At 44.1% G+C, this 16,376-nt stretch carries 15 protein-coding genes and 5 tRNA genes; 7 read left to right on the forward strand and 13 right to left on the reverse strand.

The annotated features are described in order from the left end of the window. The first annotated feature begins 225 nt into the window (after nt 1-225). On the forward strand, nt 226-1,446 hold the full coding sequence (gene serB / locus ACMXYO_RS02310; RefSeq protein ID WP_415886839.1) for a phosphoserine phosphatase SerB: 1,221 nt from the start codon (nt 226-228) through the stop codon (nt 1,444-1,446). 36 nt (nt 1,447-1,482) lie between these two features. Here the strand turns inward: serB and ACMXYO_RS02315 are convergent, their stop codons facing one another. The 12 genes from ACMXYO_RS02315 to ACMXYO_RS02370 form a co-directional block, all read right to left on the reverse strand. Beyond that, entirely contained in the window at nt 1,483-3,624 is a 2,142-nt protein-coding gene (locus ACMXYO_RS02315) for an EAL domain-containing protein (RefSeq protein WP_415886840.1), read from the reverse strand. 318 nt (nt 3,625-3,942) lie between these two features. Beyond that, a tRNA-Gln gene (locus ACMXYO_RS02320) sits at nt 3,943-4,017 on the reverse strand. Between the two features lie 33 nt (nt 4,018-4,050). Next, nucleotides 4,051-4,127 (reverse strand) — tRNA-Met (locus tag ACMXYO_RS02325). 33 nt (nt 4,128-4,160) lie between these two features. Beyond that, nucleotides 4,161-4,235: transfer RNA gene (locus ACMXYO_RS02330), tRNA-Gln, on the reverse strand. A 15-nt stretch (nt 4,236-4,250) separates the two neighbouring features. Beyond that, nucleotides 4,251-4,327: transfer RNA gene (locus tag ACMXYO_RS02335), tRNA-Met, on the reverse strand. A 129-nt stretch (nt 4,328-4,456) separates the two neighbouring features. Next, a complete protein-coding gene (gene ychF, locus ACMXYO_RS02340) occupies nt 4,457-5,548 on the reverse strand; it encodes a redox-regulated ATPase YchF (protein WP_415883372.1) in 1,092 nt (363 codons plus the stop codon). Nucleotides 5,549-5,568: 20 nt separating this feature from the next. After that, nucleotides 5,569-6,159 carry an aminoacyl-tRNA hydrolase gene (gene pth / locus ACMXYO_RS02345; protein WP_415886841.1) on the reverse strand — a complete coding sequence of 197 codons (591 nt, stop codon included), beginning with the start codon at nt 6,157-6,159 and terminating at the stop codon, nt 5,569-5,571. Between the two features lie 18 nt (nt 6,160-6,177). Then, the gene (locus ACMXYO_RS02350; protein ID WP_415886843.1) at nt 6,178-6,768 is read right to left on the reverse strand and encodes a 50S ribosomal protein L25/general stress protein Ctc; all 591 of its coding nucleotides are present in this window, start codon (nt 6,766-6,768) and stop codon (nt 6,178-6,180) included. Nucleotides 6,769-6,892: 124 nt separating this feature from the next. Then, nucleotides 6,893-7,834 carry a ribose-phosphate pyrophosphokinase gene (locus tag ACMXYO_RS02355; protein ID WP_415883375.1) on the reverse strand — a complete coding sequence of 314 codons (942 nt, stop codon included), beginning with the start codon at nt 7,832-7,834 and terminating at the stop codon, nt 6,893-6,895. Between the two features lie 64 nt (nt 7,835-7,898). Beyond that, nucleotides 7,899-7,973, reverse strand: a tRNA-Gln gene (locus ACMXYO_RS02360). Nucleotides 7,974-8,149: 176 nt separating this feature from the next. Further along, nucleotides 8,150-8,737, reverse strand: coding sequence for a lipoprotein insertase outer membrane protein LolB (lolB, locus tag ACMXYO_RS02365; protein WP_415886844.1), 588 nt, complete (start codon nt 8,735-8,737; stop codon nt 8,150-8,152). 9 nt (nt 8,738-8,746) lie between these two features. After that, nucleotides 8,747-10,444, reverse strand: coding sequence for a tetratricopeptide repeat protein (locus ACMXYO_RS02370; protein ID WP_415886846.1), 1,698 nt, complete (start codon nt 10,442-10,444; stop codon nt 8,747-8,749). A 377-nt stretch (nt 10,445-10,821) separates the two neighbouring features. Here ACMXYO_RS02370 and hemA point away from each other — a divergent pair, with 377 nt between their 5' ends. The 5 genes from hemA to ACMXYO_RS02395 are packed head-to-tail and all read left to right on the forward strand — an operon-like array spanning nt 10,822 to nt 15,278. Next, entirely contained in the window at nt 10,822-12,093 is a 1,272-nt protein-coding gene (gene hemA, locus ACMXYO_RS02375) for a glutamyl-tRNA reductase (protein ID WP_415883378.1), read from the forward strand. Further along, the gene (gene prfA, locus ACMXYO_RS02380) at nt 12,093-13,181 is read left to right on the forward strand and encodes a peptide chain release factor 1 (RefSeq protein ID WP_415883379.1); all 1,089 of its coding nucleotides are present in this window, start codon (nt 12,093-12,095) and stop codon (nt 13,179-13,181) included. The genes hemA and prfA overlap by 1 nt, the downstream gene beginning before the upstream one ends. A gap of 43 nt (nt 13,182-13,224) precedes the next feature. Then, nucleotides 13,225-14,088, forward strand: coding sequence for a peptide chain release factor N(5)-glutamine methyltransferase (prmC, locus tag ACMXYO_RS02385; protein ID WP_415886847.1), 864 nt, complete (start codon nt 13,225-13,227; stop codon nt 14,086-14,088). Then, a complete protein-coding gene (locus tag ACMXYO_RS02390) occupies nt 14,078-14,851 on the forward strand; it encodes a HesA/MoeB/ThiF family protein (RefSeq protein WP_415886848.1) in 774 nt (257 codons plus the stop codon). Before prmC ends, ACMXYO_RS02390 begins: the two co-directional genes overlap by 11 nt. Beyond that, nucleotides 14,844-15,278 carry a CoA-binding protein gene (locus tag ACMXYO_RS02395; RefSeq protein WP_415886849.1) on the forward strand — a complete coding sequence of 145 codons (435 nt, stop codon included), beginning with the start codon at nt 14,844-14,846 and terminating at the stop codon, nt 15,276-15,278. The genes ACMXYO_RS02390 and ACMXYO_RS02395 overlap by 8 nt, the downstream gene beginning before the upstream one ends. A 63-nt stretch (nt 15,279-15,341) precedes the next feature. On the opposite strand, the gene ACMXYO_RS02400 is transcribed toward ACMXYO_RS02395, so the two are convergent. After that, on the reverse strand, nt 15,342-15,944 hold the full coding sequence (locus ACMXYO_RS02400; RefSeq protein WP_415886851.1) for a hypothetical protein: 603 nt from the start codon (nt 15,942-15,944) through the stop codon (nt 15,342-15,344). A 102-nt stretch (nt 15,945-16,046) separates the two neighbouring features. On the opposite strand from ACMXYO_RS02400, the gene ACMXYO_RS02405 reads away from it, so the two are divergent. Continuing rightward, a complete protein-coding gene (locus ACMXYO_RS02405; RefSeq protein ID WP_415886853.1) occupies nt 16,047-16,367 on the forward strand; it encodes a hypothetical protein in 321 nt (106 codons plus the stop codon). Nucleotides 16,368-16,376 lie beyond the last annotated feature (9 nt).

A 16,376-nucleotide genomic window follows, 5' to 3' on the forward strand; every position in this document is an offset into this window, starting at 1 on the left:
GATAGCTACTACAGTCTGCTGTTCAAGAGTTAATGAATTATCTTAAAAGTATAGATGTTGAATTATATTTCAATAAAAACGATTTCATAATAGTCAGATCAATTTGTTTTGGGTTAGGTCCTTATGTTATTGATTGAGTTATATCCAATTTGAATGATGTGTAGGCCCTGTAACCTGGCTTTGTTATAATCGCCAGTAATTAAAGATCCCTTTGGAACCCTTTCAATGAAAGAGATTATTTTGCTTAATATTTCCGGCGAAGATAAACCGGGAGTTACTTCGGCAATCACAAATATTTTGGCGCAGTTTGAGATTAATATATTAGATATTGGTCAGGCAGTGATCCACGATACTTTGTCTTTAGGTATCTTAATTGAGGTGCCTAAATCTGCAGAGTCATCACCACTGTTAAGAGATATTCTTTTTAAAGCGCATGAGCTTAATATGAATATCCGTTTTCAGCCCGTAGAAGAAGATAACTATGAGCACTGGGTTGAAGGGCAGGGTAAATCTCGTCACATTATTACGTTACTCTCTCGCAAGTTGAGTTCGAGGCATATTGCTCGAGTAACAGAAATTGCAGCGAGCCATGGGCTGAATATTGATAATATTAATCGCTTGTCGGGGCGTATCAGTTTAGATGAAACCTCTGACCAGACCAAAGCGTGTGTGGAATTTTCTGTACGAGGTGCACCCGCTGATGCAGAAAAACTTAAAGCGGAATTCCTGAATACAGCAAGTGATCTTGATGTAGATATCGCCTTTCAGGAGGATAACATCTACCGACGTAATCGCCGTTTAGTTGTATTTGATATGGATTCCACTTTGATTGAAGCGGAAGTTATCGATGAGCTAGCTAAAGAAGCTGGTGTTGGTGATCAGGTATCTGAGATAACCGAAGCGGCTATGCGTGGCGAGATTGATTTCAACGAGAGTTTCAAGCGTAGAATGGCTCTATTGAAAGGCTTGGATGTATCGGTGCTGGATCAAATTGCGGAACGTCTACCAATGACTGAAGGTGCGGAAGAGCTTGTATCAAACTTGAAGGCGCTTGGTTTTAAAACGGCTATCTTATCTGGTGGTTTTAACTACTTTGCTTCTCATCTGCAAAAGAAGCTTGGTTTTGATTACGTTTATGCGAATGAACTTGATATCGATGCTGATGGTAAAGTTACAGGTGAAGTCAAAGGCACAATTGTTAATGGCGAGCGAAAAGCAGAACTTTTACGTGAAATAGCTGAAAAAGAAGGTGTTAGCTTAGAGCAGACGATTGCGGTTGGTGATGGTGCGAATGATCTACCAATGCTGTCGATCGCTGGATTAGGCATCGCATTTCGCGCTAAACCTTTAGTTCGCGAAAGTGCAAAACAAGCCATCTCTACTTTAGGTCTTGATGGTATTTTGTATCTAATTGGTTTTAGAGACCGCGACACCGTTAAAAAGTAAAAGCATTAAAAAAGCCGCTTGCTAGCGGCTTTTTTATTATTCGGCAAAGAAGTCGTAATCCATATTTTCCCTTGGGGGCTGGAGGTAGTAGCCCTGGACATAGTCGATACCTGCTTTCCAAAGGTTAGCCATTGTCTTTGTGTTTTCCACAAGCGGAGCTATAGATGTCTTTCCTAGACTGTTTAGTTGTTGCACCATGCTATAGAACTCTTCATCTTGCTCTGGGTCAGATCCTAATTCAGGGATATATGCACCATCCAATTTGATGAAGTCTGAATGAATAGTTGAAAGTATATTTTGCGAGTTTGTTACGCTGCCAAAATGTTTTATGCAAATACGACTGTGAATACTGGCTAACTTTTCTACGAAACTATGGGCCTGTTTTGGTGCAATGGATATATCGGATTCACTAATTTGGAAGACAAGCCTTTCGGCTGGAATATTATTTTTCCGTAGGGTATTAGATAACCAGGTTAAGAGCTTTTGATTACCTAAGGTATGAGCTGATAAATTGATGAAAATGACATTCTTATGCTCTTGATTTAATGTTTTCTTAAGCTGTTTAATACTTTTCTCAATCACCCAACGATCAACTTTAAACGCTGTTTCTGGATCGCTTATAGCACTCATGAAATCATTAGGAGATAGTTCATCTTCTTCATCATTCACTAAGCGAAGTAAAGCTTCATAGTGGTGGTGAGTTTGATCTTCCGCTGTTAAGTTAACAATTGGTTGGAAGAGAAGCTTAAACTGATTGTTCTCCACTGCTTTACGTAATTGGTCAAATTCATCTTCTGCTTGTTGAGATAGCGCTGCTTCAGGAATATGAACCCGCACACCATTACCATGCGGAGTATCTTTGCGTAAGGCATAGATTGCAGCTTTGGCTCTGTTGAGTAGCTCGATTGGTGGAGGTGTACTATCTGTAATCGCAACTAAGGCAATAGAACAGGTTGATTGCACATCCACGCCTGAGACACTGGAATGAACGTTGGCAATTTTTGTGCGTAGTTGCTCAGCAAAATTCTCTGCCGTTTTTATATTTGGATCATTAAATATAATGGCAAACGCATTATCTGCTGGATGTGTTAATAGGTGCGCTTTATTTACCTTTTTACCTAATAGGGAAGATATGTCTCGAATAAGTTGGTCGCTACCTTCATGGCTAAATTTGTTCTTAATTGCTTCAATTTGATCAAGTTCTATATATATTAGGCATTGATCATTACCGCCTCGAAGAGCTTTTTGTGTGGTTTGTTCAAGTTGCCTGTCCAGATAATCTTTATTGAATAAACCGGATACAAAATCTAAGTCTTTACTAAGTAAATGGTGGTTGCTGCTTTCATCGATATGGAGCAGAACACGTGTAATAACAGAGTCGTTATAGTTTGAGCGTGAAAGCTCCATATTGGCGGTAAATTCTGAATGATCACTACGTTGCGCTACAAACTGCAAGAGTAGGTCCCCGGCATTAGTTTCTTCGAGGGAATTCAGTTGTTCGGCAAGCTCTGCGCGGTCATCAGGCACAAAGAAATCTATTAGAGATTTGTGAATAGCTTTTTTCTTAGAGTCCAAACCAAACTGTTCTAAAAAACTATCATTGCAATAGACTATTTTCTGGTGGTCGCAGCAAATAATCGGGTGTCTTGAGCTATCCATCAACTGCTGTGAACGCTTTTCGGCTTCAGCCAAAGCAGCTTCCGCTTTACGTAAACGTCTACGGTAATCGAGCTGATCCAATTCTCTGCGCACATTGATTAAGACGAGCTCTTTCTCATCTAAGGGAACCACCGCTTGAATATGGTTTTTAAGCCCTTGTAACAACAACTGGCTGTCCGAGCTCGGGATGATTTGGATAACAGGGATATCTTTGTCTAAACGTTTTAAATGGCTTATAGCAAGCTTTGAAGTAAAGTCCCCTCTATCGATAGTGCAAAGAATAAGATCCCAAGAGCGCTCACCTAGAGCGTCTAAGAACTCTTGTTCAGTATTAACCTGTTTACCGCGAGGGGAAATGCGTGAAGTTCGTAGAAGCGTTATTAGTGGAGCAGTTTCTTCAGCACTAAGACCAAGGAATAGAAGCTGAACATTTTTTCTCAGGCGTTGTTTACGTGTCTGTTGTCCAGTACCGTATTTTTCTAATAGCGCATTACCGTCAATATCAATAACTTCAGACATGCCTGAACTATCTCCTGCTCGCTAAATCCTTATAGACACAGAATATATGAATCCAATTGAATATATAACTTAAAAAATTGCATTAATTAGGTGTTGCTTGATATCCAAGCAACGTTCGTTAATGTTGAATATTAATTATAGAGGATAAAAGTGATCAGAATGAAGATGAGCCTAATTTTGAGCTTAGCTAAAATGAATGCTCAGTTTTAAGTAAGGAAATCGAAAAAGCTGTGGATAATGTTTTGAAATGGATGTGAGTAAGGATAATTCGCTCAATACCCACAAGGGCATTGTTTGCACTATGGGGCAAGAAGAAAGTGGCTGGGGTAGGAGGATTCGAACCTCCGCATGACGAGATCAAAACCCGTTGCCTTACCGCTTGGCGATACCCCAACTAAGATTTGAGCACACTTTCTTTTTAGAGCATGGTGGCAATAGCGGGACTCGAACCTGCGACCCTCGCATTATGAATGCGATGCTCTAACCAACTGAGCTATATTGCCACTCAGATTAACTCGGAGAGTTAAGCTCAATAGTGGCTGGGGTAGGAGGATTCGAACCTCCGCATGACGAGATCAAAACCCGTTGCCTTACCGCTTGGCGATACCCCAGCATAGACTGAAACATGGTGGCAATAGCGGGACTCGAACCTGCGACCCTCGCATTATGAATGCGATGCTCTAACCAACTGAGCTATATTGCCACGTCTCAGAGGCGCGCATTATTCTACTTTCGGGCGGGGGTGTCAATAGATTACTGCATGAAATTTCAGGAATTTTTGAATAAAAATAACCGGCTATAAAAGCCGGTTTTTTTTTGTACAGTTGTCTGCTTAAACGTTGAAGCGGAAATGTACGACATCGCCGTCTTGAACGATGTAATCTTTGCCTTCAAGTCTCCAGCGACCAGCGTCTTTCGCGCCATTTTCGCCGTCGTGTTCAACAAAATCGTCGTAGCTTACAACTTCAGCACGGATAAAGCCTTTCTCGAAGTCGGTGTGGATAACACCAGCTGCTTGTGGAGCTGTTGCGCCGACTTTAACTGTCCATGCGCGAACTTCCTGTACGCCAGCAGTAAAGTAGGTTTGTAGGCCTAACAATTCGTAACCAGCGCGAATAACGCGGTCTAAGCCAGGCTCTTCCATACCTAAGTCAGCTAGGAACTCATCGCGCTCTTCATCATCTAGCTCAGAGATCTCAGCTTCCAACTTGTTGCAAACCACTACTACACCGGCATTTTCCGATGCTGCTAGCTCTTTAACTGTATCTAGGTGAGCGTTATCTTCAAAACCATCTTCATCAACGTTTGCAATGTACATTGTTGGTTTCACGGTAAGAAGGTGGAAGCCTTTAACGATTTTCATCTCATCTTCATCAAGGCCTAAGCCGCGTACTGGCTTACCTTCTTCAAGATGAGGAATTACTCGTTCAAGCATCGCTTTTTGAGCAACGGCTTCTTTATCTCCGCCTTTTGCTAGCTTCTGGATACGCTGAAGCTGTTTTTCACAGGATTCTAAATCAGCAAGTGCTAGCTCAAGGTTAATTGTTTCGATATCAGACAGTGGATCAATCTTGTTTGCGACGTGGATTACGTTTTCATCTTCGAAGCAACGTACTACATGCGCAATTGCGTCTGTTTCGCGGATGTTTGCCAAGAATTTATTACCAAGGCCTTCACCTTTGGAGGCACCAGCAACAAGACCCGCAATATCTACAAATTCCATCGCAGTTGGAATTGTGCGTTCTGGATTAACAATCGCTGTAAGTTTGTCTAAACGCGGGTCAGGCATAGATACTGTGCCTGCATTCGGCTCAATGGTGCAGAATGGAAAGTTCTCTGCCGCAATGCCGTTTTTTGTTAGCGCATTGAAAAGAGTCGATTTACCTACGTTAGGTAGGCCTACAATACCGCATTTAAAACCCATGATTGAATCCTGTGAGTAATCTAGCTGGCTGAAAAACTGTGTAACTGGTTCATCGCTTTGTTCCAGTCACCGGCAATAGCAAGCTCCAAATAACGTTCAGCTTCATCGATAGCTGCCATTGTGGCATTACGTTCTTTAGCTGGAGCTTTTTTCAGAACAAAACCGCTTACTTGGCTGCTGTGGCCTGGGTGGCCAATGCCAAGACGTAAACGGTAGAAATTTTTGTTGTTACCTAGTTTGCTGATGATGTCGCGCAAACCATTATGACCACCATGACCGCCACCTTGCTTAAATTTCGCAATACCTGGTGGAATATCGAGCTCATCATGAGCGACTAAGATCGCTTCGGGCGGTATCTTGTAGAAGCTTGCCAGTGCTGCAACAGCCTGGCCGCTCAGATTCATAAATGTGGTAGGAACCAAAAGATGAATAACTTGGTTTCCGATCTGAGCTTTAGAGTAGAGCCCGTGGTACTTCTTTTCGGGCTTTAGGGGAGCGAGATGTCGAGCAGCAAGCTGCTCGACAAACTCAGCACCAGCATTGTGACGGGTTTGCGCATACTTATCGCCTGGGTTACCCAGACCAACGATGAGCTGGATCTTGTCTTTCATGCTGGTTGCTTGTGCCGATTACTTGCTGCCGCGAGGCGCGTATACATAACCGATACCCTGATCGTGGTCACCGCCACGACGTAGAGAAACAACCTCAACGCCTTCAGGTAGAGTGATGTCAGATAGGTGAAGAACCTGGTCTGAAGCACAAGCAGAAAGGTCAACAACTAGAGTTTCTGGCAAGTTTGCTGGTAGGCAAAGAATCTCAACAGTGTTTTTCTCTGCTGCGAACTTGCAAGCTGCTTTAGATGCTGGAGACTTCTCGAAGTTAGCAAATTCAACAGGAACAGTGATCTTGATCTTGTTGGATTTAGTAATGCGCTGGAAGTCAGCGTGCAGTACTACAGGCTTAGCTGGGTGACGTTGAAGATCTTTGATGATTACTTGCTCTTCTTTACCGTCCAAAGACAGAGTAAGGATAGAAGAGAAGAAAGTCTGATCTTCGATCATTTTAACTAGTTCGTTGTTAGGAACAGAGATAGAAGCAGGCTTCTTACGCTTGTCACCACCAAAAACGATACCAGGAACTAGACCTTCGCGACGTAGGCGGCGGCTCGCACCTTTCCCTTCGTCAGCACGTGCTACTGCATTAACTACAAAGTTAGACATTTTTAATACCTTTAAATAAATAAGCTGCAAAACCTTGCGACCAGGGTTTGCAGCAATCACCACGAGGGTGGAAAAACTTACTCGTAATTGAGTAAGTTGCTATATCAACATCAACGCGTCTTCCTTAACGGAACATCGCGCTGATGGATTCTTCATTGCATACACGGCGCACAGCTTCAGCTAGAAGTGGAGCTAGTGTTAGCTGACGAATTTTGTCGCATTTAGATGCGGATTCAGACAGTGGAATCGTATCTGTTACAACAAATTCATCTAAATCAGAATTAGTGATGTTGCTTACTGCTGGGCCTGAAAGTACGGCGTGAGTCGCGTAAGCTACAACGCGTGCAGCACCGTTATCTTTAAGTGCCTTAGCCGCTTTACAAAGCGTGCCGGCAGTATCACACATGTCATCAACCAATACGCAAGTACGGCCTTCAACATCACCAATGATATTCATAACTTGAGATTCGTTTGCACGCTCACGACGCTTATCGATGATTGCTAGGTCGCAATCAAGTTGCTTAGCTACTGCGCGGGCACGAACTACACCACCAACGTCCGGAGAAACAACTAGGATGTTGTCGTATTCCTGATCAACGATGTCGTCGAGTAGGACAGGTGAGCCGTAAACGTTATCTACAGGTACAGAGAAGAAGCCCTGAATCTGGTCAGCGTGTAGGTCAACTGTCAGTACGCGGTCAATGCCGATAGCATCCATCATATCTGCAACTACTTTTGCAGTGATAGGTACACGAGCAGAGCGTGGACGTCGATCCTGACGTGCATAGCCGAAGTAAGGTACAACAGCTGTGATACGTGAAGCAGAAGCGCGACGAAGAGCGTCGGCTAGTACAATAAGCTCCATCAAGTTGTCGTTAGTTGGCGCGCAAGTAGACTGGATAATAAATACGTCTTTACCACGTACGTTTTCCTGAATCTCAACGCTTACTTCGCCATCACTAAAACGACCAACATTCGCTTTACCCATAGGAATATCTAAGCGATCAACTACTTTTCTCGCCAGATCAGGGTTAGCGTTGCCGGTGAAGACCATCATCTTGGACACGGCGTGCACCTTTTCGATTGTAATTTGTTCGGAATCTGTAGATCGGGAACCGTTCATAGGCATTTGGCTGGGGTAGGAGGATTCGAACCTCCGCATACTGGAATCAGAATCCAGTGCCTTACCGCTTGGCGATACCCCAACATTATTCCTCTTGGAGGACCGGCCTCCCGTTGAAAGAGGCGCAGATTATCCAAGACTCGTGGTTAAAAGTCAAACTAAAGCAGGGGGAGGTGCTACTAGGATTGAGAGCGTAAAAGTTGGCTTTCAGCGATGGTTAAATGAGATCGCGTTTAAAGTTGAGAGATTTTTCTGCCGCTATAGTTTTATCCACGTTTTAATCACAATGGTGACTTTCAAATCACGGTACTGCAAACGCATCTTAGTAGGCAACGCAGGTGTTTGTTGGTTATAGCGAAGATACTCAATTTTCCAATCTTGTTGGGTTAATTGTGCAAGTCTTTCATCGACGATTGTTTGGTCGTAATGTGAGTGAGGCGAAGGTAGCCCTCTGATCCACCAAAAAATATCACTGACAGGCAGAGCCCAGCCCCACTGTTGATGGAGGATTTGTTCCGGATTGGTGCCGGTAAACGTTCCTTCACCGGCGATATCAACGATAACTTCTTGTGGGTTTCCAGCAATAGATGCGCCGCCTTGTCCCCAAGGTCCACGTATATCTATCTTATAATCAGAGCCTTCTTGTAGCCATTTTAAACTGGCTGATTGGCTGTCCTCGGGTGTGCGAATGCCTATCTTGCCGCTAGCTTCCCAATCAGATATATCTTTAAGCAGACTTTGACGAGTTTCCCAAGAAATATAGCTGGTTGATGGTATCTGCGTTTTTTGTAAGCTACAGCCCGCTAAGAATAGGCAGAGCAACGCCTCCAGGTACTTTTTTAACATCGCGTTTTATTACTCTGCGTTAATTAGCTGTGCTGCTTCTTCTAGGAACGGATCGCCAGGATTATCTTTTTGGCTTCTTTGTAGCAGTGAACGAGCTTTCTCTTTTTGATCAATTGCCCAATAAACCTGAATGAGGTGACTAGAGACTTCTGGGTCGGTGTATAAAGCATGAGCTTTTTCCAGATAAGTCACGGCTTCATGGTTTCTGCCCAATTTAAATAAAGCCCATCCCATGGAATCCAAAATGGCAGGATCTTCAGGTTCTGTAGTTAATGCGGCTTGGATCAATTTGTAAGCTTCTTCATAACGCTCAGTATGTAGAAGTAAGGTGTAGCCCAATGCATTCTGCACTGTAGCGTTGCCGGGTTCTAATTCTAATACTCGGCGTAGATCTTTTTCCGCTTGTGGGAAATCAGTGGATTCCACCATCATGGCCCGGGTGTATAGCAGTGCAGTGTTATCAACAAAGAGTGCTAGCGCATCTTCTAATACAGCTAGGGCTTCCTCTTTTAGATTATGGAGGTTTAGCCATTCTGCTTCTAATGTGTAAATTGATGCGGACTTGTTGGGCATGCTAGCTTGGGCATCAGATAAAATTTGCTGTAGGCGAGGTTTGTCTTCCACATCTTTAAGAAGCGAGCTTACTCGAGATAGGGATTGCAGAACGTTAGAGCCATTTTTTACAGAGCTGTAATGTTCAATCGCTTGATCGCGCTTCTCTTCCGACTGAGCGATATGGCCCAAATAAAAATGCGGTGACGTGTCCTCAGGCTTTAGTTCAAGTAATCGCAAAAAGGCTGCTTTTGCATCTTGTGGAGCTTCATTTTCCAACATTAACAGCGCGAGGTAATAGGTCAGCTGGTGATCCTTTAAATTGTTTTTTAGCAGCTCTTTGGCTTGTATAACTGCTTTTTTAGACTGCTTGTTCTGAAAAAGTAGTTGTGTATACAGAATATGTAACTGTCTGTTGTTTGATTGCTGTTCGAAAGCAGATTGAATCAGTTTCAACGCAACAGTAATTTTGTCTTGTGAACGAAGGAATTCTGCTTTCTGGATAAGTGTTTCGGGATTTTCGGGCTCAATTTTTAAAGCACGATTGAAGGCGTTCAAAGATGCGCTGTTATCGTTGTTCGTTCGATAAAGCAGGGCAAGGGTTAATTCAAGGTCTGCATGTGGTTCGCTATTTAAGCGATACTTATTGAGCATTGTGATGTAGCTTGATAGCACTTTGGGGTCTATACGTTCTACTTGCCCACGAATCAAAGCCAAAGTGCGTAATGGATCGAACTCAAGGGCTTTCTCAACCAAAGGCAGTGCCTCGGTGTATTTGCCTTTATGTAGAAGCATATTCGCTTCTATTTGATACGGCTCTGGATTAGACGGCGCAATTTCGCGCCAAAGTCGGGATGCCTGAATGACTTTGTCAGGGTTTCTCAGGTATTGAGCAATTCGTGTGGCGCGTTCTGCAACACCCGAGTCCTGGCTTTTTTTTGCTTGTTTGAGGTAGTTTTCAAGGGCTATTGGAAATAACCTACGTTGACCCGCAATCTCGGCAAGTAATAAATCGTAAAGAGATTCTTGGTTGAACTCGCCATCTACGTAATTAACTGGCTCGGAGGTAACTTCTTGTGTCTGTTTCGTTGGGGTGCTTTGACAGCCTTGTAATAAGGCGAAGACACAAGTTAAAACGATAAGTGATTTATTCATGTATACAGCCGTAATAGCCCCGACATCCCTGAATGATTTGGTCACTATAGTTGAATAACCTGTGGCTTGTCAGCTACCGATCAAAGGTTTTAAAGAGAATAAGTTAACGGTTTTTAGATTGTTACTCATATATGCTGACTTTGACCTTAATTTAAAGAGTTAGACCTAAGGTTCTTTTATTTTTGTTCGATTTATGTGGATTTTGTCCAAAGATTTGTAATTAATCCGCTGTTTTTTGATCGAAGTTGCCTAAATTGTGGTGCTGCCTTTTAACCTTTGTCGCAAAGCGTTGTATCATAGCGCGCTGATTTAGATCAGCTTCAGTTGATTTGTAGTGCCGTCTGCACGACGGTAGATTTTTTGGTATGGCGGATCGCATGGCGTTACTTGCATTAGGCATCAATCACAAAACGGCTTCAGTGGAGGTTCGTGAACGCGTGGCGTTTGCTCCTGAGCTGCTTGCTGAAGCGATGAATGGTGCTGCTGAGTTTGCTGATCTGAAAGAGATTGCCATCCTATCGACTTGTAACCGAACAGAGCTGTATTGCTCTTCTGCCATAGAAGGGTCGAGAGCCCTGTTGGAATGGCTAGGCAAATACCACGATTTAGATCCTGATGAATTGCAGCAATGTTCTTATGCATTCTGGGGTGAGGATGCTGCGCGTCATATGATGCGTGTGGCGAGTGGTTTGGACTCTTTAGTCTTGGGCGAGCCTCAGATACTAGGTCAGTTGAAGTCAGCATACAGCCTTTCCCAAGAAAATGGCCATGTAGGTGCTGAGCTAGGTCGCTTATTCCAGCAGACCTTCTCTGTAGCGAAACAGGTTCGTACTGATACAGCGATTGGTGAAAACCCGGTTTCAGTTGCTTATGCAGCGGTAAGCCTTGCTCAGCATATTTTCTCGGATATGCGCGAAAGCAAAGCGTTACTGATAGGTGCAGGTGAAACGATCGAGTTGGTAGCGCGTCACTTAGCGAATGCTGGCGTTAAAGATATCACGGTGGCTAACCGTACTCTTAACCGCGCTTTGGCTCTAGCTGATGAGTTTGATGGTAAAGCGATCTTGTTGGGTGATATTCCAAATGCGCTTGCCGAGGCTGATATAGTGATTGCTTCTACTGCCAGCCAGTTGCCTATTCTAGGTAAAGGTGCTGTTGAATCCGCGCTTAAGCAACGTAAACACCGCCCTATCTTTATGGTTGATATAGCCGTTCCGCGTGACATAGAGGCGCAAGTTGCGGAACTGGATGATGTTTATTTGTATACGGTCGATGACCTTAAAGAGGTCATCGAAGAGAACCAACGTAGCCGTGAAGATGCTGCTAGGCAAGCAGAAGAAATTATAGAGACTGGCGCGCATGAATTTATGCGTCAGTTGCGTTCACTAGAAGCGGTTGATGTATTAACTGCTTTCCGTGGTCAGGCAGAAAGTTTGCGTGATCAAGAATTAGGCCGAGCGTTAAAACAGTTGGAGAATGGTAAACCAGCTGAAGAAGTGTTAACCATGTTAGCGCGTAGCCTGACGAATAAAATGCTGCACCATCCTACAATTCAAATGCGTAAAGCAAGCGCTGAAGGGCGAAGCGAATTACTGGACTTGGTGCAAGAGCTTCACCAATTGGGTGAACATGCTAAGAATGAGAAATAATGAAAGAATCTATTCTAAGTAAGCTGGAAAAGCTTAGCGATCGATACGAAGAGCTTGCAGCTCTAATGTCTGATCCAGAAATTATCTCAGATCAGGATAAGTTTCGTGATTATTCTAAGGAATACTCCGAACTAGAGCCTGTAGTACAGGCGTTTGCTGCTTTTAATCAAGCACAGGATGATCTTGAAGAAGCCGAGATGATGATGGCTGACAGTGATCCTGATATGCGAGAGATGGCAAAAGAGGAATATCCTGCCGTTAAAGAGCGTATCGAAAATCTTGAAGCTGAACTGCAGATTCTTTTATTACCTAAAGATCCAAATGATTCTCGCAACGTCTTCTTGGAAGTACGTGCCGGAACCGGTGGCGATGAAGCGGCTATTTTCGCTGGTGACCTTTTCCGTATGTACTCTCGTTTCGCAGAAGTACAAGGCTGGCGTGTAGAGGTTATCAGCGTTAACGAAGGTGACCATGGCGGCTATAAAGAGGTTATCTCTCGTATCGTTGGTACCGATGTGTATTCGAAGCTGAAATTCGAATCCGGTGCTCATCGTGTACAACGTGTTCCTGAAACCGAGTCTCAAGGCCGTGTTCATACGTCTGCTTGTACCGTCGCGATTATGGCAGAGATGGATGAGTCCGCTGAGATAGAGATCAATAAAGCTGATCTTCGTGTAGATACCTTCCGTGCATCAGGTGCCGGCGGTCAGCACGTCAACAAAACTGATTCAGCTATTCGATTGACCCATATTCCTACGGGCGTGGTAGTTGAGTGTCAGGAAGAGCGTTCACAGCATAAAAACCGTGCTAAGGCGATGTCACTTCTAGCATCTCGTCTACAGGCTGCAGAAGACGAACGTCAGGCAGCCGAAATGGCAAGTACGCGTAAAAGCCTAGTGGGTAGTGGTGATCGTTCTGAACGTATCCGTACCTATAATTATCCACAAGGTCGTGTAACTGATCACCGTATCAATCTAACGCTATATAAGCTGCAGGAGATTATTGGTGGTGAGCTGCAACACGTCGTTGAGCCGCTCTTAAACGAGCACCAAGCGGAACAGCTTGGGGCGCTCTCCGAAGAAAGTTAATCAAAGGGCCTGAATGGCCCTTTTTGATATGTATTAAATCTCTATGCAGATTAAGCAAGCCGTAAAACTAAGTAATCAGCTCACTGGTATCAGTGAGTCGGCTCAATTAGATGTTGAGTTGATGTTATGCCATCTGCTCGATAAACCAGGCAGCTATCTATTTACTTGGCCTGAAAAAGAGTTAGATCCAAACATTTTCGAGCAATTAAAAGTGATGATTGATCGGCGCCTCAAAGGTGAGCCTGTTGCGCATATTATCGGTATGCGAGGGTTTTGGGATTTTGACTTGGAAGTGTCCCCTCATACCTTGATTCCTCGCCCCGATACCGAAGTGGTGGTCGAAAAGGCTTTGCAGTTATGCACCAAAAAACAAGCGCGCATTACTGATTTGGGCACGGGAACCGGAGCGATAGCTTTAGCCTTGGCTTATGAAAATCCAGAATGGACTGTGGTTGCATCAGACTTTGTGCCGGAGGCAGCGCAGTTAGCCGAGCGAAATCGAGCCCGTTTGCAGCTTGAAAACGTAGAAGTCATACAGGGAAGTTGGTTTGAGCCCCACCATGGTCATTACGATATGATCGTAAGTAATCCCCCTTATATCGATCCGGAAGACCCGCATCTAGAGCAAGGCGATGTCCGGTTTGAGCCGCTTTCGGCGCTCACAGCTGAAGATCATGGTATGGCGGATATCAGGCATATTTGTGAGCAGGCTCGAAGTTACCTTGTTCCTGGTGGTCATCTGTTATTTGAACATGGTTATGACCAAGGTCCAGTTTGCCGCGCCTTGCTGGAGAGTTTAGGGTATACAGAAATAGGTACTCAGCGTGATTATGGCGATAATGAGCGAGTAACCTTTGCATTATGGCCAGGTGACACCTGCGCTAAAGGAGAAGTCAATGCTGAGTGATGAGCAGCTATTACGCTACAGCCGCCAAATTATGTTGCCTGATGTCGATATCAATGGGCAGGAGATCTGGTTAAATTCGACAGTTTTGATCATCGGTCTAGGTGGTTTGGGTAGTCCTGTTGCTATGTACCTAGCTGCGGCAGGTATAGGCGAGCTAATCCTAGTGGATGATGACGAGGTCGAGCTTTCCAATCTACAGCGTCAGATTGCTCATAACACTAAGCGTATTGGTGCGCCTAAAGTGGATTCAGCTCGAAATACCATTGCTGGTTTAAATCCTGATACTCGAGTTAAAGCGTTGTATGAGCGTTTAGACGATGAAGCTTTGCAGCGTTTAGTTGCAACCGTTGACCTTGTGGTTGATTGTACTGATAACTTTAGTACTCGATTTTCGATTAATCGTGCCTGCTTTATGCACAAGAAACCATTGGTCTCAGGTGCTGCTATCCGTATGGAAGGCCAGGTGGCAGTTTATGATCCTCTAAATCCAGAATCACCTTGCTACCAATGCCTCTATAAAGAGGGAAGTGATGAAGCGCTTACTTGCTCTGAATCCGGTGTACTGTCGCCTCTAGTCGGTATCATCGGATCAGTTCAAGCATTAGAAGCTTTAAAAGTTTTGGCTTCGGTTGGCGAGAGCTTAGCAGGTCGTTTACTGCTTTTAGACGCGAAAACGATGGATTGGCGCACACTTAAATTGCGTAAAGACCCAGAGTGTAGTGTTTGTAAAGGCATGCATTCCGAAGGTGATAGTCATGACTGATGATCAGTTATCTATCGATGTTTTAGAAAGTGTTCGTACTATCGCTGTAGTAGGTGCGAGCAATAAGCCTGTGCGTGCGAGCTTTCGCGTGATGGCTTTTCTAAAAACATGCGGTTACGACGTGATCCCAGTTAATCCTGTACTTGCAGGTGAAACACTGCACGGCGAGCATGTTGTAGCCTCTTTAGCTGATATCGATAAGACGGTTGATATGATCGATGTATTTCGCCGCAGCGATCAGGCTGGAGAGGTTATCGACGAAGCCATTCAAATCGGAGCTAAGGCGGTTTGGTTACAGTTAGGGGTTTATAGCCTAGACGCACAGAAACGCGCTGAAGTTGCAGGTCTTAAGGTTGTGGTCAATCGCTGCCCTAAGATCGATATACCTAGCCTATCAATTAAAACTCCCTCAAGTTTTAACGTCTAGCCCGAATTAGGAAGAATGGAGTTTTCAAAATGCCTTGAGCATGGATTGAGGCGTGTAACTTCATTATCTATCAGACAGGAACATCGCTCTAATTCTCTGATCATCCCAACATTTTTTCGCATAGTTTAGAATCTCTTCTGAATAATTATGTTGGTCGATATCGTCCGGACAACATGCGCCAGAATTTATAATAAAGTGGATAAGCGGTAACTGATCGCTAGCTAAGGCTTTATGAACAAGTTCGTCATCAAGCTCTCCGCCATATTGGAGCAAGACGGATAGATGCAGCATGAGTTCTTGTTCGGAACAGTGGTCAAAGCATTGTTGCATCAATGGTGTCGGATCTGTTTTGGCACCAGCAGTATAAAGTGCTGTTAGTAAGGGCAGGCTTTTTTCTTGTCTAAGTGACAGCTCTGAAAGTGTTAGGGTCTTATCGGTGTGGCTTGTTTGGTCTGGGTTAGCGCCGAAGTTTAATACCAGCTTTAACGCTTTTGGGGCTTTTTTAAGAATGCAGACTTCAGCTAAAGGCACAGTATCATCGGAGACTGGCTGATTGATTTCTTCAGGTTCGAGTTTTTGAAGATGTTTTTGTAGTTTGGCCAGATCATCGGCATCGATCGCCTTAAAAGCTTTTGCTAATCGATCGCTTTTGAATAACTTAAACATCTTTATCCCCATTTAATAAAACTCTACTGACACTACGCTGTCAGTAGGCCTAGTTTAGCATCCCTGTTGTCATATTTAAGAATTGGATTAAGGAGAATAACAATGACAACAACCGTCGTGGAAATGGTAACTTACAATCTGAAATCAGGCGTGAATAAAGCTGACTTTGCATCGACTCATGACAAGGTTAATGAGTGGTTAAAACAGCAGGAAGGCTTTCTGTATCGTTCAGTGAGCGAAGATGAATATGGCTTACTGCACGATTTGGCTTATTGGCAGGATATGCCGACAGCTAAAGCGGCGGGCGATGCATTTATGCAATCTGATGAAGGCCAGTCGCTGTGTGGTCTTATTGATATGGAGAGTTGCCATATGCGTCATATGGAAGTACAAACTGAAGCGATGATTTGCGAAGGGGCTTAGGGAGCTAAA

It is taken from the genome of Neptuniibacter sp. QD37_6, assembly GCF_047778085.1.
In the GTDB taxonomy this organism is placed as follows: Bacteria; Pseudomonadota; Gammaproteobacteria; order Pseudomonadales; family Balneatricaceae; genus Neptuniibacter.

What these genes read in the sequence shown, in the direction of transcription:
- serB (WP_415886839.1), top strand. Translation starts at nt 226, where the DNA reads ATGAAAGAGATTATTTTGCTTAATATTTCCGGCGAAGATAAACCGGGA.
- ACMXYO_RS02315 (WP_415886840.1), bottom strand. Translation starts at nt 3,624, where the DNA reads ATGTCTGAAGTTATTGATATTGACGGTAATGCGCTATTAGAAAAATAC.
- ychF (WP_415883372.1), bottom strand. Translation starts at nt 5,548, where the DNA reads ATGGGTTTTAAATGCGGTATTGTAGGCCTACCTAACGTAGGTAAATCG.
- pth (WP_415886841.1), bottom strand. Translation starts at nt 6,159, where the DNA reads ATGAAAGACAAGATCCAGCTCATCGTTGGTCTGGGTAACCCAGGCGAT.
- ACMXYO_RS02350 (WP_415886843.1), bottom strand. Translation starts at nt 6,768, where the DNA reads ATGTCTAACTTTGTAGTTAATGCAGTAGCACGTGCTGACGAAGGGAAA.
- lolB (WP_415886844.1), bottom strand. Translation starts at nt 8,737, where the DNA reads ATGTTAAAAAAGTACCTGGAGGCGTTGCTCTGCCTATTCTTAGCGGGC.
- ACMXYO_RS02370 (WP_415886846.1), bottom strand. Translation starts at nt 10,444, where the DNA reads ATGAATAAATCACTTATCGTTTTAACTTGTGTCTTCGCCTTATTACAA.
- hemA (WP_415883378.1), top strand. Translation starts at nt 10,822, where the DNA reads ATGGCGTTACTTGCATTAGGCATCAATCACAAAACGGCTTCAGTGGAG.
- prfA (WP_415883379.1), top strand. Translation starts at nt 12,093, where the DNA reads ATGAAAGAATCTATTCTAAGTAAGCTGGAAAAGCTTAGCGATCGATAC.
- prmC (WP_415886847.1), top strand. Translation starts at nt 13,225, where the DNA reads ATGCAGATTAAGCAAGCCGTAAAACTAAGTAATCAGCTCACTGGTATC.
- ACMXYO_RS02390 (WP_415886848.1), top strand. Translation starts at nt 14,078, where the DNA reads ATGCTGAGTGATGAGCAGCTATTACGCTACAGCCGCCAAATTATGTTG.
- ACMXYO_RS02395 (WP_415886849.1), top strand. Translation starts at nt 14,844, where the DNA reads ATGACTGATGATCAGTTATCTATCGATGTTTTAGAAAGTGTTCGTACT.
- ACMXYO_RS02400 (WP_415886851.1), bottom strand. Translation starts at nt 15,944, where the DNA reads ATGTTTAAGTTATTCAAAAGCGATCGATTAGCAAAAGCTTTTAAGGCG.
- ACMXYO_RS02405 (WP_415886853.1), top strand. Translation starts at nt 16,047, where the DNA reads ATGACAACAACCGTCGTGGAAATGGTAACTTACAATCTGAAATCAGGC.